Origin of the sequence: Bacteroides sp. (assembly GCF_019417265.1) — a bacterium.
In the GTDB taxonomy this organism is placed as follows: Bacteria; Bacteroidota; Bacteroidia; order Bacteroidales; family Bacteroidaceae; genus Phocaeicola.
Map to the genome: position 1 here is coordinate 14693 of NZ_DXVR01000020.1, position 26209 is coordinate 40901.

At 41.8% G+C, this 26209-nt stretch carries 17 protein-coding genes; 8 read left to right on the forward strand and 9 right to left on the reverse strand.

Translation table 11 applies throughout. The features are described 5' to 3' along the window. Positions 1-29 precede the first annotated feature (29 nt). Positions 30-2300 (forward strand): TonB-dependent receptor, encoded by a 2271-nt coding sequence (locus QZ379_RS04375; protein ID WP_291558768.1) that lies wholly within the window; start codon positions 30-32, stop codon positions 2298-2300. 106 nt (positions 2301-2406) lie between these two features. Here the strand turns inward: QZ379_RS04375 and QZ379_RS04380 are convergent, their stop codons facing one another. From QZ379_RS04380 to QZ379_RS04390, 3 genes are read right to left on the reverse strand one after another with little or no spacing between them, the layout of a single operon-like run. After that, positions 2407-3810, reverse strand: coding sequence for an efflux transporter outer membrane subunit (locus QZ379_RS04380; RefSeq protein ID WP_291558733.1), 1404 nt, complete (start codon positions 3808-3810; stop codon positions 2407-2409). A 3-nt stretch (positions 3811-3813) separates the two neighbouring features. Next, on the reverse strand, positions 3814-6939 hold the full coding sequence (locus QZ379_RS04385; protein ID WP_291558735.1) for an efflux RND transporter permease subunit: 3126 nt from the start codon (positions 6937-6939) through the stop codon (positions 3814-3816). Between the two features lie 38 nt (positions 6940-6977). Further along, positions 6978-8177, reverse strand: a complete 1200-nt coding sequence (locus QZ379_RS04390; protein WP_291558738.1) for an efflux RND transporter periplasmic adaptor subunit — start codon at positions 8175-8177, stop codon at positions 6978-6980. Positions 8178-8463: 286 nt separating this feature from the next. On the opposite strand from QZ379_RS04390, the gene QZ379_RS04395 reads away from it, so the two are divergent. Then, positions 8464-9843, forward strand: coding sequence for a threonine/serine exporter ThrE family protein (locus tag QZ379_RS04395; RefSeq protein WP_291558740.1), 1380 nt, complete (start codon positions 8464-8466; stop codon positions 9841-9843). Between the two features lie 99 nt (positions 9844-9942). On the opposite strand, the gene QZ379_RS04400 is transcribed toward QZ379_RS04395, so the two are convergent. From QZ379_RS04400 to QZ379_RS04420, 5 genes are all read right to left on the reverse strand, one after another. Then, a complete protein-coding gene (locus QZ379_RS04400; RefSeq protein WP_291558742.1) occupies positions 9943-10695 on the reverse strand; it encodes a 1-acyl-sn-glycerol-3-phosphate acyltransferase in 753 nt (250 codons plus the stop codon). Between the two features lie 43 nt (positions 10696-10738). Then, complete coding sequence (locus tag QZ379_RS04405) at positions 10739-11920, reverse strand: metallophosphoesterase (RefSeq protein ID WP_291558744.1); 1182 nt, start codon at positions 11918-11920, stop codon at positions 10739-10741. A 40-nt stretch (positions 11921-11960) separates the two neighbouring features. Then, on the reverse strand, positions 11961-12863 hold the full coding sequence (locus QZ379_RS04410; RefSeq protein ID WP_291558746.1) for a vitamin B12 dependent-methionine synthase activation domain-containing protein: 903 nt from the start codon (positions 12861-12863) through the stop codon (positions 11961-11963). 101 nt (positions 12864-12964) lie between these two features. After that, positions 12965-14305 carry a dihydroorotase gene (locus tag QZ379_RS04415; RefSeq protein ID WP_291558748.1) on the reverse strand — a complete coding sequence of 447 codons (1341 nt, stop codon included), beginning with the start codon at positions 14303-14305 and terminating at the stop codon, positions 12965-12967. Between the two features lie 52 nt (positions 14306-14357). Further along, complete coding sequence (locus tag QZ379_RS04420) at positions 14358-15107, reverse strand: polyprenol monophosphomannose synthase (protein WP_291558750.1); 750 nt, start codon at positions 15105-15107, stop codon at positions 14358-14360. A gap of 288 nt (positions 15108-15395) precedes the next feature. On the opposite strand from QZ379_RS04420, the gene QZ379_RS04425 reads away from it, so the two are divergent. The 5 genes from QZ379_RS04425 to QZ379_RS04445 all read left to right on the forward strand — a co-directional run bounded on the left by QZ379_RS04425 (position 15396) and on the right by QZ379_RS04445 (position 22947). Then, positions 15396-15989 (forward strand): HU family DNA-binding protein, encoded by a 594-nt coding sequence (locus QZ379_RS04425; protein WP_291558752.1) that lies wholly within the window; start codon positions 15396-15398, stop codon positions 15987-15989. A 14-nt stretch (positions 15990-16003) separates the two neighbouring features. After that, entirely contained in the window at positions 16004-16366 is a 363-nt protein-coding gene (locus QZ379_RS04430) for a hypothetical protein (RefSeq protein WP_291558754.1), read from the forward strand. A 77-nt stretch (positions 16367-16443) separates the two neighbouring features. Then, a complete protein-coding gene (locus QZ379_RS04435) occupies positions 16444-18408 on the forward strand; it encodes a site-specific DNA-methyltransferase (protein ID WP_291558756.1) in 1965 nt (654 codons plus the stop codon). Positions 18409-18421: 13 nt separating this feature from the next. Continuing rightward, entirely contained in the window at positions 18422-21397 is a 2976-nt protein-coding gene (locus tag QZ379_RS04440) for a type III restriction-modification system endonuclease (RefSeq protein WP_291558758.1), read from the forward strand. A 32-nt stretch (positions 21398-21429) separates the two neighbouring features. After that, positions 21430-22947: a DUF3843 family protein gene (locus tag QZ379_RS04445; protein WP_291558760.1), complete on the forward strand. Its 1518-nt coding sequence runs from the start codon at positions 21430-21432 to the stop codon at positions 22945-22947. 35 nt (positions 22948-22982) lie between these two features. Here QZ379_RS04445 and QZ379_RS04450 read toward each other — a convergent pair whose 3' ends face one another. Continuing rightward, positions 22983-24428 carry a hypothetical protein gene (locus QZ379_RS04450; protein WP_291558762.1) on the reverse strand — a complete coding sequence of 482 codons (1446 nt, stop codon included), beginning with the start codon at positions 24426-24428 and terminating at the stop codon, positions 22983-22985. A gap of 1013 nt (positions 24429-25441) precedes the next feature. Between QZ379_RS04450 and QZ379_RS04455 the strand changes: the two genes are divergently transcribed. Then, positions 25442-26179, forward strand: coding sequence for a hypothetical protein (locus QZ379_RS04455; RefSeq protein ID WP_291558764.1), 738 nt, complete (start codon positions 25442-25444; stop codon positions 26177-26179). The last annotated feature ends 30 nt before the right edge of the window (positions 26180-26209 follow it).

Here is a 26209-nt window from a genome sequence, read left to right on the forward strand (position 1 = left end):
TTTCGGCTTTGGTGTGCGCTATAGTAAGTATGGCTGCCGGAGTCAATAACAGCCCAGTGAAAGAGGGTAACGTAATAACAGGACATGTAATAGAAAAAGGTACAGAAAACAGTCTTCCATATGCCACAGTATTGATAGTTGAAACAGGTGTCGGAACTGTGACTGATGCAGACGGATACTTCAAACTGAAGAAAGTTCCTGCCGGGAAATATACTCTTAAAGTGAATTCTGTGGGATATGCACAGCAGACTAAAGAGGTGAATGTGAGTAATGAATATACTGTAGATGTACACTTTGTACTTTCTGAAGAAACTATAATGACAGATGAATTAGTGGTTTCTGCCAACAGAAATGAAACAAGCAGAAAACTCGCTCCGGTTGTTGTGAACGTAATGAACAACAAGTTGTTCGAGATGGTAAACTCTACTGACTTGGCAAAATCGTTGAGTTACCAGTCGGGATTGCGAGTAGAGAATAACTGTCAGAATTGCGGTTTCCCTCAGGTGCGTATCAATGGTCTTGAAGGTCCATACTCTCAGATACTTATCAATAGCCGTCCGGTGATGAGTGCATTGTCAGGAGTATATGGTCTTGAGCAGATTCCTGTGAATATGATTGAGAGGGTAGAGGTAGTGCGTGGCGGTGGCTCGGCTCTTTTTGGTGCAAATGCCGTTGGGGGTACAATCAATATCATAACAAAAGACCCCGTGAACAATTCTTTCCAGGTTTCTACCAATATGTCTAATCTCGGTGGAAAATCCTGGGAACAGTATATGGGAGCAAATGCTTCGCTTGTATCTTCTGACAATACATACGGTATAGCATTGTATCAGTCATACAGAAACAGAAATCCGTATGATGCTGATGGTGACGGCTTCTCTGAACTTGGAAAACTGAACATGAATACTTTCGGACTTAGAGCATATTATCGTCCTACTCATTTCAGCCGTATCAGTCTGGAGTATCATACCACAAACGAATTCAGACGTGGTGGTAGCAACTTCAATCTTCAGCCTCATGAGGCAGATGTCTGCGAGCAGACAAAGCACATTATTAATAGTGGTGGTCTGACATACGATGTTTTCTTCAATGAATATCGTCACAAACTCTCTGTTTACGGTTCAGTTCAGCATACCGACCGCAACAGTTATTATGGTACTCAGGAACTTGATGATCCTGGTAAGGCATACGGAACTACCGATGATTTGACTGCCGTAGGTGGAGCTATGTATGTTGGCAATATGGACAACTGTCTTTTCTCTCCGGCTACTTTCACCGGTGGTCTGGAATATCAGTATAATACATTGCACGATATAATGGCAGGATATAACCGCGACTTAAAACAGGATGTAAAAGTGGCAAGTGCTTATGCTCAGAATGAGTGGAAGATGGATAAGTTCACTTTATTGGCCGGATTCCGTCTTGACAAGCATAATCTCGTAGATAATGTGATTTTCAGTCCTCGAGTAAATGCACTGTGGAAACCATCGGATAATATACAGGGACGTTTGACATGGTCTACAGGTTTCCGTGCTCCACAGGCCTATGATGAAGACTTGCATGTTGCTGCCGTAGGTGGTGAGGCCATGATAATCCGTCTGGCCGAGGGATTGAAACCGGAGCGTTCAAACAGTTTCAGCGGTTCGGTGGATTGGAGTGCTTCGTTTGGACATTTTCAGTCAAATCTTTTGATTGAAGGCTTCTACACTATGCTTAACGATGTATTCTATCTTAAGAATATAGGTGAAGGTGAACAGCAGGGTACAACTATCCAGGAGCGCTGTAATGGTCGTGGTGCGAGAGTATATGGAGCAAATATCGACTATAAGATAGCTCATGGCAGAGAGGCACAGTTGCAGTTAGGGTTCACTGCACAACAGAGTAGATACACTGAGGCTGTTTATTGGAGCGAGGATACAGATGTGGCACCTACAAAAAAGATGACACGTACTCCTGACCTCTACGGATACTTTACATTTACTTCAGCTCCATTTAGAAACAAGAATTTCGATTTCTCACTATCAGGAGTATATACAGGACGAATGCTTGTTCCGCACTTTGCCGGTTATATCGAGAAAGATGTCCTTGAAAAGACTCCGAATTTCATGGAACTGAATCTGAAACTGAACTATACATTCGTATTGAACGACCATCTGAAACTTCAGTTGAATGGTGGGGTTAACAATATGTTCAATGCTTTCCAGAAAGATTTGGACAAAGGTATAGGACGTGACTCAAAATATTTCTACGGTCCTACGCAGCCGAGAACTATATTTATCGGAATAAAGTTCTTCAATTAAGTTCCGTTTGATAACTATTTAGAAACCATTTAGACGGTGTTTAGTGAACATGCAATAAACATTCACTAAACACCGTCTAAATAGTTTCTAAACATATCTTAATTTATCAGTTTTGCTTATTCTCATCTTGCGACCATCCGCCTCCAAGGGCTTTGTACAGATTTACGAGAGTAATCTGTTTGTCGCGAATAGCATTACTTAATCCAATCTGTGCATCAAGATATCCACGCTGTGCATCAAGCAGGTCGATATATCCTATCACTCCGTTTATATACTGCAGTTCGGCAAGGTCGAGCGCACTCTTCGATGCCTGCTCCAGTCTTAGTCTGGTTTCGTATATATCGCGTGTCTTGTTGAATTCTACAATTGCATTTCTTGCTTCCTTGAACGCGTTCAATACAGCTTTTTCATAGGCATATGTGGCCTGTTCGTATGCAGCTTTCTTGGCTTTAAGTGCCGCACGGTTCTTACCCATAGCGAAAACCGGTGTTAATATTGTTCCGGTGAGTATATGATATGGAGATCTCAGAATTTCAATCAGTTCACCACTTTCTGCACCGGCTGCTGCTGTAAGTGTAAAGCGAGGAAACAGATTTGTAAATGCAACACCGACCGCTGCATTGGCTGCTATCAGCGACAGTTCTGCCTGGCGTACATCAGGACGTCTTTCAAGAAGACTTGACGGTAAACCTACCGGTAGTGTTGAAGGAAGGAGCACATCCTCAGGCAATACAGAACGGCTTATGGAATGTGGATATTCACCTGTCAGGAAAGCAATTTCATTTTCCTTCAGAGTTCTCTTTTTCTCAAGGTCCGGAACAAGAGTTGCTGTTCTTGCCAACTCCACCTGAGCCTGACGGAAAGCTGTTTCGTTTGTCAAACCACCTTCATATCTTATTCTTGCCAGATACAGACTTTCACGTCTTGCATCAACAGTTTTTCGTACGATTGCAAGCTCATTGTCCAAAGCCACAAGTTCGAAATACGATTGTGCTATCTGAGCTATAAGACTCATTTTCAGAGCACGCTGATTTTCTATAGAACCCATAAACTCAGCCATACTCTTGTCGCGTACCCATCTCAGGTTACCCCATAAGTCAAGCTCCCATGAAATTCCGGCTTTCAAATCGAACTGGTTACTTGGTTTATATCCTCTTCCACCGTAGTTTTCACCTTCCTTTTCTGCATATATCTTGGTGGTTATCGAAGGGAACATATTTGCCCAGTCGATACGCTTCATTGCTGCCAGTTCCTTTATGCGCGCACCGGCTATAAGCATATCCTTGTTATATTCAAGTGTTTTTCTGATCAATGCCTGTAGGGTAGTGTCAGTATAGAGCTGTTCCCAAGGGAAATCTCCTATAGAAGTGCTGTCCATACTCATGCTGTCAAGCACTTCCGGCATTGTCATCTGTGGACGAGTATAGTGCTTTCCAAGCTGACAACTACCCAGTGTAGTTGTCAGTATTGCTATGAATGTCAGTTTTAATATAGATGCTATATGTTTCATAGGTTATGCTTTCTTAATGTTGATACTTTTCTGTTTAGCCTTTCCTGTTATTTTGTATATCATAACGAAGAAGAACGGCACAAGTACTATTCCTATAGTAACAGCTACAATCATTCCGAAGAATACACCTGTACCAATTGCCTGGCGGCTGGCAGAACCCGGACCTGAGGCTAAAACCATAGGCAACATACCGAGGATGAATGCCAGTGATGTCATCAGGATAGGGCGAAAACGGAGTCTTGCTGCATGTATGGCAGATTCTATTACATCTCTTCCTTTGTCAACTTCATCTTTGGCGAACTCTACGATAAGGATGGCGTTCTTTGCTGCCAGACCTATAAGCATTACAAGACCAATCTGGAAGTAAGTATCATTTTCGAGTCCGCATAATGTTACTCCGGCATATGCACCGAGCACTGCTACAGGAAGCGAAATCAATACTGCGATAGGTACTGTCCAGCTTTCATAAAGTGCTGCCAGGAAGAGGAATACGAACAGGAATACCAGTGATAAAATGATTCCTGTCTGACCTCCGGCCTGTTTCTCCTGATATGACAGACCACTCCATTCCACTCCGATGTTGTCCGGCAATTTTTCTCTGGCTATTTGTTCCAATATCTCCATTACCTGTCCTGAACTGGCACCGTTGGCTGTTGTACCACGTATAACTGAAGTATTGAACATATTGAAACGCTTGATACTTCCGGGGCCTGTGGTATAATCAGTTGTTCCGAGAGCTGTAAGCGGAATCATATCACCCGATGAACCTTTTACAAAGAACAGTCCGATGTTTTCACGTTGCTGGCGATAAGGAGCTTCAGCCTGGATATATACACGGTAGATACGGTTGAACATATTGAAGTCGTTCACATATACCGAACCTGTATAAGTCTTCATTGTTGAGAATACATCAGCCATTGGAACTCCTGCAAGCTTAACCTTGTCACGGTCTACATCGAAATACAACTGTGGAATCTCTGCCTGAAGTGATGATGACAGACCGGCTATTTCCTTATGCATTGATGCGTAATGCATAAGTGTATCTGTTGCACGGACCAGGTCATCGTAAGTAGCTTCACCTCTGGCTTCAAGCTGCATTTCGAAACCTCCGGCTGTACCGAGTCCGGGAATTACCGGTGGAGTAGAAAGGAATACCTTGCTTTCAGGATATTTCTCCAGTTCTTTCTGCACACGTTCCATCACTTCATTTATGGTAGTGTTGTCACGTTCTTTCCATTCTTTCAGAATGACTGTAAGCTGGCTTCTGGCCTGGCTTGTACCTACACGTGGGCTGCTACCTGTCACATTCTGAACATATTCTACAGCAGGGTCTTTCATTATGAAATCAACAGCTCTTTCAGTAACCTCACGTGTACGTTCGAGTATTGCGGTTTCCGGCAATTCAAGTTCCACTGTGAAATATCCCTGGTCTTCTACCGGAAGGAAACTTGTAGGAACAAGTCTGTGGAATACATATATGAATACCAGTACCATTCCAAAACCGGCCATTACGCGACGCGGATGTTTGATAACTCTGTTTATGTATTTCACATAATGATTGTTACCTATACCCAACCATTTGTTTATCCAGTTGAATACCTTGTTCTTAGGTTTGTTCGGGTCTGTAGGTTTCAGAATAAGAGAACACATTACAGGACTTAAGGTCAAGGCTACAACCGTTGACAAAAGTACTGATACTACAATTGTAACAGTAAACTGGCGGTACAACTGACCTGTAATACCCGAAAGGAAACTTACCGGAACGAATACGGCTGCAAGTACAAGAGATGTTGCGATTACCGCTCCTACAAGGCCTTCCATTGCTTTCTTTGTAGCTTCATACTGACTGAGTTTCTCTTCCTCCATAATTCGTTCTACGTTTTCCACCACAACGATGGCATCGTCCACCACAATACCGATGGCAAGTACAAGTCCTAACAATGTAAGCATGTTCAGTGAGAAACCGAATATCAGCATGAATCCGAATGTACCGATAAGCGAAATTGGCACTGCCGCAACAGGGATAAGTGTTGCTCTCCAGCTCTGCAATGAAAGGAATACCACTACGATAACCAGGAACAAGGCCTCGAACAGTGTTTTATAAACCTCATGTATAGACTGTGAAATGTAATTTGTCATATCGAAAGGAAAGTTGTATTCCAGTCCTTCAGGGAAAGTTTTACTGATATCCTTCATTGCTTCTTTCACATTATTTGCCACTTCCATTGCGTTAGCTCCGGGAAGCATATAGATACCGAGTACCGCAGCGTTTCCACCATTGATACCACTTTCAGTACTGTATGATGAGGCTTCAAGTGAAACTCTTGCTACGTCTTTTAATCTGATTATAGAACCGTCGGGATTTGCCCTAAGTACGATTTCCTCGAATTGTGATGCAGAAGAAAGACGACCTTGAGCTGTGATAGGTATTGTTATGTCTATACCGTTTGACATAGGCTGCTGCCCCAATACGCCGGCTGCCGATTCGCGGTTCTGGTCCTTAAGAGCACTTTGCAAATCCTGTACCGTAAGTCCGAAGTTGGCGAGTTTCGCCGGATCAACCCATATCTGCATAGCGTAATATCGGCTACCGATATTTGATACTCTACCTACACCCGGAATACGGCGAAGAAGGTCTACTACATACAGAGTGGCAAAGTTACTAAGATATATTTCGTCAAATTTCGGGTCGTCCGACATCAGTGTAAGAGTCATGAGCTGGCTGGCTGCCTGTTTTTCCACTGAGATACCGTTCTGTACAACTTCGGCAGGAAGTCTTGACTCAGCTAATTTTACTCGGTTCTGTATTTCTACAGATGCCATATCAGGGTCTGCCGAGATATCGAATGTCACTGTAGCTGAGAAACCTCCCGAGTTTGAACTGCTTGATTCCATGTAGAGCATTCCCGGAGTACCGTTAAGTTCCTGCTCAATAGGAGTTGCAACTGCCTGGGAAACCGTTACTGCACTTGCGCCCGGATATGAAGCACTGATTTTCACCACCGGAGGCGTTATCTGGGGATACTGGTCTATAGGAAGCATCATCAGACCGATGATACCCACTATGACAATAAGTATTGAGATGACGGCCGAGAATACCGGCCTGTCTATGAAGAAACTTACTTTCATAAATCTGTAGCTTGGTTAAGTTTACCTGTGTGTTAATCTCACTCGTTAGTGTTGTCTTCATTGCCCTTTTTCTCAGACGAATCAGGAGCAACCAGTACTTTTACTCCGGGAGTAAGCTTGTGGAATCCTTCTGTTACGATTAATTCTCCGGGAGCCAATCCTCTTTCCACTATAACATCATTCTTGAATTCAGGACCTATTTCGATGAAACGTCTTTCTGCAACAGAGTCACGACGCATTACGAATATGTATGAACCACCTTTCTCGATGATGAGTGCTTTCTTTGGTACAACGGTTGATTTTTCTCTTACATCCAGAAGAACTTTAACGCTTGTGAACTGTCCCGGAAGAAGAACATGTTCAGGATTTGGAAGTTCGGCTCTCACTTGGAATGTACCTGTCTTAGGGTTTACCTGTGGAGACGCGAAATCCACCAGACCTTTGTGCTCATACACGCTGTTGTCAGGCAATGTTACGGTGACAGTCTGTTTCCATGTTCTTGTAGTATCTTTCTGTCCGAGTGTAACGTTTCTTTCCTTGCTTTTCAGATAATCGAGTGCAGTCATGCTGAAGTCCACCATTACGGTATCACTTTTCACGATAGTCGCAAGCAGTGATTTTCCGCTTGTACCAACAAGAGTGCCAGGGTCGACTAATCTTTCACTGATATGTCCTGATATAGGTGAACGTACGATGGTATATCCCAATTCCTGTTCAGCCTGTTCCAAATCGGCCTTACTCATACCCACACTTGCCTCTGCAGTTTCGTACGCAGCAATTGCATTGTCCAAGTCCAACTGGCTGGCAGCATTCTGCTCGTACAGTGGGCGAATACGGTCAAGGTCACGTTTAGCCTTAAGTGCTGTAGCCTCATCCTTTTTCAGCTGTGCCCTTGCCTTGTCAGCCTTTGCTCTATACTGATCCTGATTAATGACAAACAGAACCTGATCCTTCTTTACATAGCTACCTTCTTCGAAATGCATTCTTTCGAGGAAACCTTCCACTCTGGCTCTCACTTCTACGAAGAGTTGAGCACGGATTCGACCAACATAGTCGCCGTATATCTCTACATCCTCCTGAACTACAGGTTCAACGCATACTATCGGTCTTTCTATGACAGGTTTTTCCTTTCTGTTGAAAATAAAATAGATGCCTACTACTAAGATAATGCAGATACATGCGTAAACGGCTTGTTTTTTCTTGAATTTCAAGTCCTTTTTTGTCAAAAATCGTTTCATATACTTTGCTGTTAATGTTTTTAGATGCCATAAAACTTTAGGCAATACTTGTGCCATTATGGAGTGTAGGGGTTTATTTTGTTGATAGTTAGTTTTTTATGTAGTTATACCACTTTGTTATGCTTCTTTAAGGTGCGTAATTTTTCCACAAAACTGTGGAATTGGGTTGTGATTTTTCTGTCTGTTTTCAATTTCTGGCATTTTTTTTATACAATATTGCTCTGCAAAGATACGCATAAAATAGGAATAATTAATACCTTTGCAGCCGAAAACAAAACTTGACTATATGGAACATCTTCAAACGACAGAAAAAGTACACGATGAGCTGTTGCTGCATCGACGAGTAGATTTACTTCTACGCACCGGAAAACTTTTGGTTGAAAGCCTTGCCGACACTAACCGTGTGGTAAGAAACATGAAGCGTACTGCCGCTTTCTTAGGTATTCCGGAAGAAAAACTTCACATCAATGTCAGCTTTACCATGCTTATGGTGAATGTCAGTGATGGTGATTATTCTTTCACCAAGTTTCAGAGAATAGAGGGTCATGGAGTAAACATGACAGCTATTTCAGCTGTAAGTAAATTGTCGTGGCGTGCCATAGAGAATGATTATACACTCGACCAGTATGAGGCAGAACTGGAGGAAATTCGTAAGCGTAAGCGTAATTACACACCATGGCAGGTAGCCGTAGGAGCCGGATTTGCCTGCGGTGGATTCTGTATTCAGTTCGGATGCGACTGGGTGGCATTTCTCTATGCTTCTATAGCAGCCATCATCGGTATGAGGGTTCGTGCACACTGCAACGAATCAGGATTGAACCATTATATGGGTATAGCCATTGCCGCATTTGTTTCTACTATGCTTGCGTGGGCGTCTACGTTGCTTCCGGCTTCATGGACCACTACACCATGGCATCCGCTGTTGGCTTGTGCGCTGTTCATCGTACCGGGTGTGCCTTTGATAAACTTCGTTGATGACATGCTTGACAATTATATTCAGGTAGGTATTGTCAGAGCTGTAAACACATTGCTTATGGTGTCTGCAATGGCTTTCGGTATTGCGTTTGCAGTTAAGATATGCCACATAGAAAACTTCTTCCCAACCATAAGCATGGTTCCTCATCACACATATATAGAATATGCCATAGCAGCAGCTATTTCGGCAATGGGATTCTCCATGATTTTCAATATCCCTCGCCGTCTGTTGTGGGTTGTAGCCATAGGAGGTATCATAGCTGTATGTACACGTAACTTTGTGAATCTCGGTCCAAGCACAGACAATATCGGTCTTGACATGGGACTTGTAATGGGTTCATTCGCAGGTTCTGTGTTGGTAAGCCTTATTGCGATAAAGGCCGTACACTGGTTCCACTGTCCTAACCATGTATTGACTATCCCTTCTGTCATTCCTATGATTCCGGGTGTGCTTATGTACCGTATGCTTTTCGGTATAATCAATATGAACGTAGAATCTCCGGAGCAGATTTCAGTGCTGATGAAAGCTATACAGAGCGGTATCACTTCGGGTATGGTGATATTGTGTATCTCTCTTGGTGTAGCTATTCCGAATATCTTCGGACGTAAATACATTGCGAAAGAGAAGAACAAACGTCTGAAAGAGATTCTCGCAGACCGCAGGACACGCGGAAAATTCGTTGAATGGTAATCGGATAATCAGATACTTATTTATAAGACAAGCTCCGGCATATTGGAATTCCTTCCTGTTATGCCGGAGCTTTTTCTTTACTGTCTGTATAGGGAATCTTTATTGGTCTGGATTATCAACCTTGCCTTTATATTCTTCAGGTAATGCGCTTTCTATTACCTTGTACGATTCTTCCAGTGTCTCCTTAATGTTTTCTGTTCCTTTGGATTTAGGGAAGATAGGCTTGTGGATAGTCAGCTTCATAGGATGCCATGACAGCAATTTGCCTGTACGCGGCAGAATGTTGAATGAGCCGTCTATGGTCAGAGGAACCACCGGAAGCTGCAATTCGTCGGCCAACTGGAATGCTCCTTTTCTGAAAATTCCCATATGTCCGGTGAAAGTTCTTGCACCTTCAGGGAATACTACCAATGAAGTACCGTCCTTCAGAACATGAAAGGCCTGTTCTATGGTTTCATGTATCTTTCTTGGTCCTGATTTGTCTACGAAAATGAATCCGGCCGATTCGCATGCTTTTCCCACGAACGGTAATTTTCTAAGGCTTTTCTTCATCATCCATTTGAAGTTTCTTCCGAGGAATCCGTAAATAAGGAAGATATCGAACGAACCCTGATGGTTTGCTACGAACACATACGACTGTTTCTTGTCAATATTCTCGCGTCCCTCGACTTTTATAGGCAGGAGAAGCGTATAACATGTTATCTGCGACCAGATTTTTCCGGGATAATATCCCCAGAAATGTCCGTTACCAAAGCGGCATCCAATCATTGTAACCAATGCCGTAAGGATGGTAGTTACAAGGAATATAGGCAGCCATACACAAATCTGATAAATAATGTAGAAAAATTTCATATTTATGAGTTTTAAGTTTTTTAGTTTATGAGTTTTTTGTCTTTTAATTTTTAATTAGTTTCGCTGACCTTCGGTTCTTAACTTTTAATTTAATAACCGTTATTTCCGACCATGCCCCAAGCCGCATAGGAAACAGTACATGCCCCAGTCCGATGTTGACGTAAAGTCCTCTATCTCCATCCATATACATACCGTTATGTTCCGGATAGATGAATGACGAAACAGAGAAGCCGAAGAAAGAAATCTGCATGTCGTGCGTATGTCCCGACAGTGTAAGTTCTATATCTGTTTTTGGCAAAACCTCTCTTCGCCAATGTGTAGGGTCGTGACTCATAAGAACCTGAAACATTCCTTCCGTGCCGGTCGATGCGTCTTTCAGACGAGCATAATCCGGAAATGGAGGACGACCGCTGTTTTCCACTCCTATCACAGCTATAGAGTCATTTCCTCTTTTAATGATGGTATGACTGTTGTTCAGCATAGTCCAACCCATTCTGTTTTCGCGGGCAATGAGTGAATCTACGTTTGCTATTCTGTCCGCTTCAGAATCCCATTTAACATAATTGCCATAGTCATGGTTTCCCAACACAGAATAAACACCGTCTTTGGCTTTCAGTCCGGAGAATATATCGCTAAACTCTGTCAGTTCGTCAGCGCGGCTGTTTACAAGGTCGCCTGTGAAAAGAGCAATGTCGGCATTCTGTCTGTTGCACAGGTCAATAGCTTTTTGGAGAGCTTCCGGATTGCCTTTCCAACTTCCGGAGTGTATGTCCGACAGTTGCAGAATACGGTATCCGTCGAATTTCTCTGGCAGGTTGGGGGAGTAGAATGTCACTTCCCTGACCTTGAAATTCTCTTTACCTTTAATGGCTCCGAAAAGTATATATCCCAACATTGCCAATGCAGGCAAGGCTGATACAGCAGCGTGAGGGATGTTCAGACCGGTAATTCTATTCAGCCCTCTAAGCAGAATGCTGAAGATTACAAATGTCAGTTTAGGAATGCAGAAACAAAGAGTGACAATAAGGTATATGCCGAAATAGTCGTGCAGACTGTCGTGCATGGCTATGAAAACAGCTAACAGCACTAACAGTCCTACAGTCGGTCCCCATAGAATCCTTTTATAAATCTTGCTGCCTCTGTTCTTCAGATATATATGGTGTATATACCAGTCGGGCAACAGCAGCATAAGCAGGAAGAATATTGCAACTCTAAGTAATATCATTAGAATTAAAAATTAAGAACTAACAACCAATAACTAACAACTAACCAACATTCGCTCTCAGATACTTTCTCATCTCGTCGGCTGTCTTGCCACGCCTTCCGGCATAGTCGGCAAGTTGCGCTTCGTCTATCTTTCCCACACTGAAGTATCTTGACTGCGGATGTGCGAACATCAGTCCGCTTACCGAAGCATGAGGGTGCATCATTCCGTTTTCTGTCAGAGTTATTCCTATGCGCTTCATATCCAACAATTCATCAAGCAAAAAGTTCACAGATATGTCCGGTAGTGAAGGATAACCTACGGCAGGCCGTATTCCGCAGTACTTTTCGTCAAGCAGTTCCTTAATGCTCAGATTCTCGTCGGGAGCATATCCCCAGACGGATTTCCTGATTGTTTCATGAATCTTCTCTGCTGCGGCTTCGGCCAGCCTCTCTGCCAATGTCTTGCAGAGCATGAGTTTATAGTCGTCGCCTTCAAACTCTTTTTCCATTTCAGGGTCTATGGTAGTGGCAAAGCAACCTACCGTATCTGTCACACCTGAAGCGGCAGGCCTTACGAAATCGCTCAGACACAGATACGGGTCAGAGTCTTTTACTCTCGATTGCTGCCTTAGAAGCGGAAAAGTCTTTCCTTCCATTATAAGATTGTCGCCGTCCGAATTGGCATCCATCAGCCGGTATATGGCATAGACCTTGAATCGTCCGTCTAAGCTGTTCAGCATTCTCTGTGCCTCTTTGTGCAGTTGCATTGCCTCGGAAGCCTTCGGTCTTTCATCTTCCTTGAAAGATACAAGCCACATTGCACGGCAACCGTCGCAACCGTGTATATCGGCTATCGACGAGTATTTAGGCTGAAATCCCCATGCATGGAAAAAGTAAATCCAGTTTATGTAATCAGTCAGTTCGTGTATGTCGTATTCCTTTACGGTAATGTCTGTACGCATTTCTTGAATTAAGAATTTAAAGTTGTTAGTTTTTAGTTTTTAGTTATTAGTTGCCATCCGGATGGTTCTAACAACTAATAACTAACAACTGATTTCAAAAATCATCTGTTGAATATTAATGCCTGACCTCTGTGTGCTGTATTGACAGTATCGTTTTCGTAGACTACAGTTCCGTTTACGAAAGTCTTCTCAACTTTGGCATGGAAGTTTCTTCCTTCCATAGGACTCCATCCGCAACGGCTCTTTATGCAGTCGGCTGTTACTGTCCATTCGTGGTTAGGGTTGAGCAGCACCAGGTCGGCCTTATATCCTTCGCGGATAAATCCTCTGTCCTTAATCTGATAAAGCTCGGCCGGAGCATGACACATTTTCTGTACAAGCTGTTCTACAGATAAAATGCCTTCCTTGACAAGCTCATAGATACTTACCAATGAGAATTGCAGGCTCGGCATACCCGATACAGCTTTCAGCGCGCCGCCCTGTTTCTCTGAAAGCAGGTGAGGGGCGTGGTCTGTACCTATCACGTCTATCAGATTGCTGCTTAATGCCTTTCTCAGGGCATCGCGGTCGGCACGAGTCTTGATACTTGGATTGCACTTTATGCGTCCGCCAAGTGTCTTGTAGTCCTCATCGCAGAACATAAGATGCGATACACAGGCTTCGGAAGTGATTTTCTTCTCTGAAAGAGGTTTGTCCTCGAAGAGTTCAAGTTCCTTTGCGGTACTCACGTGCAGGATATGCAGACGAGCTCCCGTTTCCTTTGCCAATTTTACAGCAAGCGATGAAGAGTTATAACAAGCCTCCTCGCTGCGGATGACAGGATGAAGAGATATATCTGCATCTTCGCCATACTTTGCCTTTACTTCGGCAGTATTGCGGCTTATTACAGTCTGGTCCTCGCAGTGAGTGGCAATAAGCATTCCTGCTTCGGAGAATATCTTCTTCAATGCTTCCATTCGGTCCACAAGCATGTTGCCTGTACTTGCACCCATAAACAGTTTCACACCGCATACGTGTGTCTTGTCGAGATTTTTCAATTGGTCTGCATTATTGTTCGTTGCTCCGAAATAGAATGAATAGTTCACCACACATTTGGTAGCTGCATCGGCAAACTTGTTTTCCAGAGCCTCGATGGTAGTGGTCTGCGGATTGCAGTTAGGCATATCCATGAATGAAGTCACACCACCGGCAGCAGCTGCAGCAGTTTCTGTGGCCATATCGGCCTTGTGAGTCAGTCCCGGGTCGCGGAAATGCACATGGTCGTCTATCACTCCCGGCAACAGGAAGCAACCTCCGGCATCTATAGTTTCGTTTATATCGCATTCAGGCGCAGCATCGCCTTCTATTATTCTGTATATAGTTTCATCCTCAGTTACAACCGAGCCTTTAAACTGTCTGCCCTCGTTCACGATGACAGCATTCTTTATCCAAATTCTTTTCATCTTCTAACAACTAACAACTAATAACTAACAACTAACAACTAATAACTAACAACTAACAACTTTTCCTCTTAGGATACTTCTTGAACCAACTGTCCCATTTCAGTTTTATCACTCCGAATACGGCCTCGCCGAAAATACTGCTGTTCATCTTCGATGTACCGAGTTCGCGGTTGATGAATATCACCGGCACTTCGATAATCTTGAATCCGCACTTGTAGGCAGTGAATTTCATTTCAATCTGGAATGCATATCCCTTGAATCGGATTTTATCGAGGTCGATAGTTTCAAGCACCTCGCGTCTGTAGCACTTGAATCCGGCAGTAGTATCGTGGACAGGTATTCCGGTGATAAACCTTACATATTTCGATGCAAAGTACGACATGAGCACCCTTCCCATAGGCCAGTTCACCACATTTACCCCGCTGACGTATCTTGAACCGATAGATACATCTCCGCCGTCTTCATGGCAAGCCTTGTAGAGCTTTGGCAGGTCGTTCGGATTGTGGCTGAAGTCGGCATCCATTTCAAAAATGTAGTCGTATTTCTTCTCGATAGCCCATTTGAATCCTGTGATGTATGCAGTTCCCAATCCTAATTTCCCTTTTCTTTCAATCATGAAAAGTCTTTCCGGAAATTCCTCCTGCAGTTTTCTAACGATATCTGCCGTTCCGTCCGGCGAGTTATCCTCGATAATAAGGATGTGGAAAAACTTCTCCAGTCCGAATACGGCACGGATTATATTCTCGATATTTTCCTTCTCGTTGTAAGTAGGAATTATGATGATACTGTCGCTATTTTGCATATGATAAATTGTAAAGTTTAGACTTAAAAACAAAGGTAATGAAAAAACTCTCTATCCCTTGTTATTAATTGTTAATTGTTATGCGCCTATATTTATTTCTTTTACGATTCCTTTTTTATATCAGAATTTTTTGTCACATTTACCGTGACACGTACGTGTTACGCCCGTTACACGCTCGTGTTCCGCGCGTTGCACGTTCGTGTTCCACGCGTGACACGTACGTGTTCCGCTATCTGTGACGAAGCGTTTATTAAAATAAGAATATTAATCATATAAAAGATAAAAGGTATGGCAATAAAATTTGATTTGTATAACAATCCTGAGAAAGAAGGAACGGCAACCTCCAAACTCCATGCGAAAGTCATTACCAATGGTGTTGTGACTACAAGAAATCTGAGTGAAAGCATAAACCAGAAATGTACGCTTACGGTAGCCGATGTGAGAGCGGTACTCGCAGCCCTCAACACTGAGATGTATAATGCACTGAGTAATGGCTATTCTGTACATCTGGAGGGTATCGGACGCTTCAGTCTGAGCCTGAAATGTGCTCCTGACGTAAATCCGGAATATGTAAGTGCGGCAGACATCAAGGTGAAAGGTATCCGCTTTACTCCTGACAAGGAACTTTCGGAAATGTTCCGTACAGTACAGTTTGAACATGAAACTGACGGTTCGCGCCATTCCGGAAATATGGAGCAGGAAGAGATTATGGCCAAGATGGACAGATACTTCTCTGAAAACCAGTTCATGCGCCGCCGTGATTTTGAGAAAATGACAGGCTTCAATAAATCTAAGGCACTGCGTACACTGAGAGGATTTGTGGCCGATGGTGTGCTGAAGAACGTCGGAACAAAAGAGTTGCCTATGTATATTAAAAACTAAATAAAACTATAGTTATGAATAAATTAAATGTATTTCTTGCAGCAATAGCCTTTTCGTTAGGCTTTTCATCGTGCGAAACCTCAAAGACTCCTGTCGGTGAATTATCTTCTTTAGTGGAAAAGGTGGAAGACAGATATGATGAATTTACTGACGAAGACTGGGAAAAGATAACATCCGAATATGAAGAGATAGAAAAAGAACTTTCTAAATATGATTACTCCGAAGAGGAACTTAAAGAGATTGGAAAGCTGAAAGGCAGGATTTTTGCCAAAATGACCAAGAATGCATTGAAAGATTTCTCGAAACAGATTGAGGATTTGGGCAAACAGATAGAAGGTGGGGTAGAAGGCTTCTTTGAAGAGTTTAATGAGGATTGATACTTGGTTTGTATTTGTATGTCGGACTTATATGTAAAAAATATATTAATTTTGTCGCATAATAACTCGGATGAATAATGATAAAGGATATAACGGAAAAGAATAACAATGTTACTCTCGGAGCTAAAGAAATGGAGGTACTGAGGGAAAACTTTCCCGCATGTTTCCATGCGGACGGCTCTTTCGATATAGAACGTTTTAAAGAATATCTGAAAGACAAAATAAATGTCACGGATGAGGGGTATGAACTTCGTTTCTTGGGTAAAAATTATGCCAGATTGTTGGCTTCGCTTGATACAACTACAGTTGTTGTGCCGGATGAGGAACATAACAGTCTGCCTGAGAACAAGGACAGCAAGAACGTATATATCAGCGGTGACAATATAGATGCGTTGAAGCATTTGCTGAAATCATATGCCGGACGCATAAAGTGTATCTACATAGACCCTCCGTACAACACCGGTTCCGACGGTTTCGTATATAACGATTCTTTCAAGTTTACTCCCGAAGAATTGTCTTCCAAACTTAGTATTTCGGAGGAACAAGCAATAAGAATTCTCGATTTGGCTCGCCGTGGCTCGGCTACTCATTCTGCATGGCTGATGTTCATGCTTCCACGCCTTGTGCTTGCCAGAGATTTACTGACAGACGATGGTGTGATTTTTATCTCCATAGATGATAATGAACAGAGTAATCTGAAGCTGTTGTGTGACGATGTGTTAGGGGAAGAGAATATGGTGGCTATAATTCCTCGAGTAACTAAAAAAGGAGGAAAATCCTCAGATGTAATTGCGCTGAATCATGATTATCTGTTTATATATGGAAAGAAAACATCTCCTAATTTATATCCGTTAAGCCATAATGATTCCGGATTTAAATATAAAGACTCTTTTTTTGATGAGCGTGGATATTATAAATTAAATCAAACATTGGATTATGATAGTCTTCAGTATAGTTCGAGTCTTGACTATCCGATTACTATTGATGGCGAAGTCTTTTATCCGGGAGGTTCCGAAGAGGATTATTTAGATAGAAAACAGGGTAATCATGATCGTGCTGATTGGTGTTGGAGATGGAGCATGGATAAATTCCGCTTTGGATTGGAAAAAGGTTTCATTGTAGTAAAACGTTCTAAGAATGGAGTCCGTCTGTACACTAAAACATATCAGAATGCTTTTATAGATGAAGATGATAATGGATATATTGTAGAATTCGGGGATAGAACAAAAAGTCTTTCTACTTTAGAACTAACGGATAGTATTTATTCTAATGATAATGCAACTAAGGATGTTGCCCAAACTATAGGGAAAAAGATTTTTGATTATACCAAACCGGTTTCTTTATTAAGTCTGATATTGGATTTAAGTGTTAGGAACAATGATTTGATCCTTGATTTCTTTTCCGGTTCAGGAACAACCGGAGAAGCTCTGATGAGATGGAGTGTAGAAAATGATTGTTCTGTCAATTTTATTCTCGTACAGATTCCTGAGTTGACAAAAGAAAAATCGAATGCACAGAGAGCCGGTTTCAGAACCATAGACGAAATAGGTATGGAGCGCATCAAGCGTGCCGCAAACAAGATAAAACAGGAAAATCCTCTGTTCCACGGCGATTTGGGATTCAAGCATTACACTCTGCAAGAACCTTCGGACATAGCAGTGGAAAAAATAGAAAACTATGACCCGAAATATATATTTGGCGACAAAACGCTTGTTGACGAGTTCGGCGTATCTGCTATTCTTGCCACATGGCTCGTAAGGGACGGCTATGGATTGACTCCGGAGGTAGAAACACTTGATTTCGACGGGTACGAGGTTTACCGTATGCCTAACCATCTCTATATCATCAATCCGGGACTGACCAACGAAGCTGTAGGAGGACTGCTTGACAAATATCAGACAGAGGCCGAATTCAATCCGCAGAATATAGTGGTATATGGCTATGCGCTGTCGTGGAATGAGCAGCAGGGACTGAAAGACAATATGCAGACAGTCCAGGCCGGAGAAAAGAATATGCGTATTAATTTTGATATCCGTTATTGACATAAATATATATATGGAACTTATACTTCAACCATCGTTGCCACATCAGCAGAAAGCCGTGGACGCTATAGCCGATGTATTTCATAAGACCACTATTGAGCCGCCATCAGTATATTATGCCAATCCGCAGATAACTACATATATAGACGGTGTAGGAGCCAATATAAAGAATATTCAGGATGCAAATGGGCTGTCTGTGGAATACAAGGGATACAGCTATGACAGTAAGTGCCTGAATCTGGATATAAAAATGGAAACAGGTACGGGAAAGACGTATGTATATACCCATGCCATGTATGAACTGCACAAACGTTATGGTATCAACAAATTCATAGTGGCTGTGCCTACACTTCCCATAAAGGCAGGAGCAAGGCAGTTTATGGGTGATTATGCAGTGAAACGTCATTTCCGCGATGTCTGCGGATATGGCGCCGAAATAGAATTGCTCACACTGGAACCGGCGAAGAACAAGAAAAAGGGAAGGCTGTATTTCCCTACGGCTGTAAGTGAGTTCGTAAAAGGCTCAAGCCGGAATTCCAACAAGATATATGTTCTTCTGGTTAATATGCAGCTGCTGAAAGTGGCTAAAGGTTATATGCTTAGCCGTGATGATTACGGGACGGTGGTGGAGGGCTTTTATCGTCCTTTTAATGCTCTGCGTGCCACAAGGCCGTTTGTCATAATAGACGAACCGCACAAGTTCTCGCGCGAACAGAAAGCTTTCGGTGTGATAATGGATGAGCTTGCGCCACAGTGTATAATACGTTTTGGGGCTACATTCCCTGAAATTACTATTGGTAAAGGTAAGGCCAAGAGGGCTATTCAGGAATATAAAAACCTGCTTTATGACCTTAACGCCTGCCAGGCATTCAATCAGGGGCTGATAAAGGGTGTGGCAAAGGAGCATTTCGAGCCTGTCTCAAAGAAGAATGAAAAGGTTAAATTACTGTCGGTAGTGAAAAATGATGTGGCTGCATTCCAGTATAGGAGTGCTGACAAGCCTACACGTACGTTTCATCTGCATGTCGGTGATTCGCTGTCCGTAATGGCGGAAGAGTTCAGCGGCATCATGATAGAATCCATAGACAGAAACTGTATAGAACTTTCCAATGGACTGACGAAGAACGTGGGCGAGGAAATAGATGTGGACATATACATGAATTCATATCAGGAACAGATGCTCCGTCTTGCTCTGGAAAGGCATTTTGAGACAGAACGTTCAAATTTCAGCGGAAGGAAGTTCAAAATCAAGACATTAGCCCTGTTTTTTATTGATGATATTACGTCGTATAGAGAAAGTTCCGACGGCAAGAAACCTTATCTGCTACAAACTTTCGAGCGATTGCTGAAAGAAAAACTTGAAGATACTATAGCCGTACTGAGCGACAGCGAACAAGAATATAGGGATTATCTCGAAGCAAGTCTTAGTGATATAAAAGCCTGTCATGCAGGATATTTTGCTCAGGACAACAGTTCATCGGACGAAGATATAGCCCGCGAGGTGGACGATATCCTTAACGGTAAGAAGCAGCTTCTTTCTTTCAGGGATAAAGACGGTAATTATATATTGCGAAGATTTCTCTTTTCCAAATGGACGCTGAAGGAGGGTTGGGACAATCCTAACGTTTTCACCATAGCCAAGCTCCGTTCCAGCGGAAGCGACAACTCAAAGCTTCAGGAGGTAGGCCGTGGATTGCGTCTCCCGGTTGATGAGTGTGGCAACAGAATCTCGAACGAGGATTTCATGCTTAACTATATAGTGGATTTCACTGAAGCTGATTTTGCCGACAAATTAGTAGAGCAAATCAACAGCGAAGTTCCCGAAACTGTATTCATCTCATTCAGGCATATTGGTGCGATAGCTGCAAAAATGGGAGTGGACAAGAGAGACCTTATGGCAGAACTTCTGACGAAAAGATATTTGGATCCCGACGATTCGGATATGCTTTCCATTGTTCCCGAAAACAGGGTAAAATTCTTTGATGAATATCCGTTGTTCCGTTCGGGAGTTGTATCTGACAAGATTAAGGACAATAATAAGCTGAAAAACAAGCCTGTGGGAATACGAAAGGCACGTTTCGATGAAATCAGCGAATTGTGGAATATTCTGAACAGGCGATATACCATATGGTATGAAGAAGAACTAAATTCTAAAATCCGGGATGCTCTGACATATATTTTAGAGTCGGAAAGTGTTTTCTCCGAGCAGGTCATCACGAGTCACAGGGACGTGGTGAAGAGTGACGGCGAACAGATGTCCCTTCTTATGGATGGAGGAGTGCAATATACGATAAAGAACTCACTGCCATACGGCGTATTTCTGAAACGTATTTCATTGGCTGCAAATATTCCTATACCAGTGCTGCACAGTGCAATAAACAATTATGTTGAAAAGCACGGCAGACTGAAGAACTCTTTCTTTAACGAGCAGTCGGCAGGTATTATAATCAGTAAATTTGCCGAATGGAAGGCAGAAAACCTGATGGGGCATTTCAAATATAAAAAGACCGGCGGAAATATCGGAGCTACAGCATTGACTTACAGTGATGGCACAGTAAGAAAAGAAATTGCTCAAGGCAGGATAGGCACAAAGATCGTAGAAGGAGAGCCTATGGCAAAATATCTGTATGACACTAAGGCGTTTGATTCTCCATTGGAACTGGATAATATCAATGCCGACATAGCCGAGGTTGTTGTCTATGGCAAGATTCCGCGAAACAGTATAGCTATTCCTACCGTGGCTGGAGGTACTTACAGTCCCGACTTCATGTATGTGGTGAAAAAAAGGAATGGTGAAAAGGAACTGAACATAGTAGTGGAGTCTAAAGATGTAGACAATATGACCGGAACCCGTGGATTGGAAAATCTTAAGATTGAATGCGCCAAGGTGTTTTTCGACAATCTTTCTTCGCAAGGTTATACTGTACATTTCAGAACACAGATTAACAACAAAAAGATGTTGCAGATTGTGAATGAGGTTTTGGCGTGATATTTATTGAATATAATCAAAAACTGGTAAAAATGAGAAGAATTTATCCTAGAGAATGGGTGTCTATGCATCCATATACTAAGACCGATGCTACAGACAATTATTACTGTAAATTGGTAAATAGAATAATTGAATTGTTATATGATTATGACATAATGGAGGGAGAAACAGAGCCAGAAGACGAAGTTTACGAAGACACGGCGATATTTCTTGTCGGATGGTTTGAAGATATTATCTCGCAAACAGGTGTCTGGCAGGTGTTCACTTCGCAATGTGAAAAGCGATATGGCAGCCGATTGCCTTTCTATGAACCTGGCGAAGATTATTATCCCGACGAGATAAATGTGGAAGATATACGCTTCATTCTGTGGCATTGTTTTCAGAAAGATAAGATAGGAAAGATAATCTATAACCCTGAGAATACCGGTATTCTGGCATTGGCAAATGAAATTTATGATATCTTCGACGAGGAATTCGAGACAGCTCCGGTGAATGAAAGACTTCAGGATTTCTTTGATTTCTCTTATTTGACAGAGGATGATTTCCTTGAATACAGAAATAAAGTAGAGTGGTTCTATTTTGATTCATATATCAACATGGGCTGTTATGAATGTTATTTGGATAGCCTGTCCGAGTATATGGAGGAATTAGAGAAACGTGAGGACCTTGATGCACGCACGATGGATTTGATGATATATTCCTTTAAGATGAACGCCGTGTTGTCTGGCAGAACACCTCTTCTTTCCATTACCGCCCCTGATTATCTGAAACTTCTTTTTGAGGAACAGGCTGTGAATCCTGTTGATGCTCCATATATGGACGTTGACAGCAGGTTGGAAGCATTATATCTGGTGACGGACGACACTGATGATTATTATGTGTTCAAGGAATTTTCTGACAAGGAGGAAACGTATAAAGTAACAAAAGATTCTATTGAACTTGGTGCTCCAAAGTTAATACCGGGTGATACGGTAGTTACAACAACTCTGTTCAAGTTTGGAAAGTATTGGCTACACAATGGAGCTATGAATGTTTATAGCACTAAAGATATTCCGGAACTTGATGACATTAAGAATGATTTGTCGGATACTAACAAAAAGGCGGCATACGATAACTTCGTTGCGGCAACTAAAGGAAAACACTTAGTATTCCTGAAGGGGAAAGAAGAAATGAACGATTTCATTTCTAATAAGATGAAATATAAAACAGCTCAAGGACTGAAAATTCCTGATATGGGAGATGACGTATTGATGTTGTGTGTTACTCCTAAACAAGGATTATCTGTTGTGCGTAACTATTGTGACTGTATAGCTTCTCCGGATAATCCTTATTATAATAAGGAAAAAGCAGAAAAGAATGCATTTAATTTCCTGACGAATAGCCGATTGATACCATACGAAACAGCTTGCGAACTTCTTGATAGAGGCTACTTGAAGGATGCAGCCTTGAATAGCACACAAGGACTGGAACATGGTAAAGAGCTGGTAAGGAAGAATGCCGGGTTCATACTGGATTATTTCTTCTACAAGTGCAGGGAGAAGGATTTATGATAAAATAAGGATTTTAGTTCAGTGACCATTTTAGGTTACTGAACTGTTCTTATATTGAATTCACTCAACGGTATCTCATACCCGGCCCACGGCCAGCTGACGAAGAGTTCTTCTGTACGTGTATCTTTCTTGATAGTAACCTCATCGAATACTCTTAAATTCCTAAGGAAAGGATATGCGTCAATCGGGATTGAGTATTCCTCTATTCCGTCGGTTGTTTCAATAGTAAGAGTAAAGAGCTTGCGGCTGATTATTACGTTCTGAATGGCATAGTCATCGTCAAGGTATTCCGTGTTAAGCCTGTCGAGCAGTGTCTCTGTAAATAATTTCAGAGAATCATTGTCATCGAATTTGCGGATAATGTTCCACCAAACCTGCTCGTCCCTTTCTGCAGGTTTCTCTCCCGTAATTCTTTTGAGTCTTGACGGTATGTTCAGGAAATTCTCATTCCCGTCATTCCATTTAATTGTTATTTCGTTGCTGACGTCGTCGTACTTATACAGCCCGTAATACACGGTATAGTCTTCGGCTGCAGAATTAATAATGTTGCATGCCTGAATAACGGCAAACTCATCATCATCATTTTCTTTGTTCCAGAAAATCAGTGAGAAGTTCTCTTTCGGAATGAAAGTCTCGTTATCTTTTCCGGCTTCGAAAGTCTGACCAATATACATGCCGTGTAGTGGTGAGTTCGACTCGCGGAAGAACAGAGTCCATAGCCTTTCCCCTTTGGAATAAGCCACACCGGTTTCATGCCAGTAGCTGAAATCCTCCCATTCGGTGAAGGCAGCTCCGAGTTCAAGGATGCTGTTTATATAATCCGGATCGGCAAAATATCTCAAAACATGAATATTGTTCACCATCAGCCCCCAAATGCACTGTGGAATATTTCTGATGGTATTGTCCGAGAGATAAGCCAATGAAGTGGAATGTCCTATAGCATTTTCCGGGATGTGTAGTTTGAGAACGGAACAAATGTGCGAGGTATGTTCTTTCAGCAGATTGTGGAACTGCGCTGTGTTTCCTGCATACGGATCAACCTTTTTCATCTTTATATACATCACCATCACGGCGCCGAAGTACACGTAAGGTCTGTCCCTGCATAGTTCGTCCAACTGCGGTATGTAAGGGCTGAAATATTCAGGATAATCTTTGAAGTCACGTGTCACGAAGTCCGTCAGAATCCTTTCCGGACCGGAAGTTTCATTATCGTAAACATTGCCATCCTTTATTGCATCATATAGAATCCTGCCTACCCTGAACATCTCAGTAATGTCAATCAGGTCCGAATAATCCAAATCGAAATGAGAGCAGATATCATCAATGATATTGTCCACCGTAGAAGTCCGGATATTCCCTTCTTTCAGTCTTGAGAAAGCCATCCTTCCTTTATATCCGAGGCGGCTTGCAAGTGCGGAGGCCGAAGATTCGAAAACCCTGTTGTCGATGAGATATGTAAGAAGTTCTTTATTGTCCGGCATAGTATGTATGACTGTTCTGTATCAATAATCAATAGTTCTGATACAAAAATACGTTTTCCTTTTTTTATACGAAGAAATTTCATGTGATAAAATCTGCAAACTTTAAATTTGTATCGCCTTTAGTGTAAAGGTAACAAAAAAAATCCCACGAAAAGGTGTCGTGTATTATAAAAAACGTATCTTCGTAATAAATAGTGCGTTTTTTACTTTTATCCTAAGAAACGAAATCGCCAATTTCAAGAACAAGCAGGGTAGGAGAACACGACGCTCATCTGTATTGTATATATATTCGTGTACAGCCAATTTTGTACCCGTTTGTATAACCATACGGCGTGGGATTACTGTTTTCACTTGTTGCTTGTAGGTGTTTGGCGATGCCTGTTTCTTGACGAGTAGAAAAAAAGTCCTCACGCCTTTTTTGTTTTTAATAATGCTGAATTCAGGGGGCTTATAGGCGGAATAGATATTTGATATGAAGTAGAAATATTTTTGAAATGAATAAAGAATATGTTTTTGTGCAAAGTGTCACTTTTTTAGCGGTGTTTAAACGGCATTTAAACAGCGTTTAAACAGTGTTTGAATAGCGTTTGAAAATGCTTTGCAAATGTTTTGCAAAGCATTTTCAGCCAATTTTAAAAATTAAACCCATAAAAGAGCGTCATATTGGACAAAAAATGTATCTTTGCAATACACCGACCGGAGAAATGGTCCGGTGTTTACATAAGAAAGCGTTTTTTGCTTTATCCTGAAATAGAAATCGCCAAATTTTAGTAGAGGGATAGAGACAATATGACGCTCATCTGTTTTGTATATGTATGTGTGTACAGCCAATGTTGTACACTGTTTTTACATATCACAAACGGCGTGGGTTTATTGTTTCTTTATTCATTTCTACGAGGCGTTTGGCGATGCCCTATTTCGATGAGTGAAGCGGACAAGTCCTCACGCCTTTCTTTTTATATACTAATAAAACATAATGCCTTTTCTGGGGATTGCGGGCATAAATTAAAGAAATGGGAACATTTACGTTTATTTTTATCGGAATTGTTGCAGGTGTAGCCTATTTTTATGGGTTGAAATCCGTAATTAAAAGTGAAAATGGTGATATTTTTCCTAATAAAACCCTGGATAGGCTTTTAGGAATTGGTAATTTGCAAGTTTTATTTGTGTTCATTGTATGTGGCCTGATTATGAATCAGGATGCTTATAATATAGACAGTGGCATTGATTCCTTATTGGATAATTCGTTCATAGGTGGTGTATTTGAGTTTTTTACCGGAATAAGCAGTGAACCTAATTTGGGGGCATATTCTATAGGGGATAAACTGAAGGCGGATATGGTATGGTTTATCCTGATTTCTATTGTTTTGCTGTCCGTTCATGGATATGGATTGGTAACTAGGAAGTTAAGTAAGTTTGTTGTAGAATCATTGTCTGTACTGTGTTCTTTGTTATGTTATTTTTCATTTAACAATGTGTTTGATATTCAAGAAAATATAATGAGAAACAGTAAAACTGTAGGCTTGTTGGATTTTTTCTCTGGATCATCATTATTTTCAAGCTTATGGTGGTTTAAGCCTTGCATATATTTAATCTTTATATTCTTGAATATAAATCATTTTCTGTATCATCGGGCTTTGAACAGCTATTATGAGGGATGTGAAAATGCTAACGTCAGCAGTAAAACAAAATATATAACTATTGCGGCTTGCATAGTAGTGTCTATTTTATATAATGTGTTATTGTTTTGATTGTATTATAAATATCTATCGGAACTATAT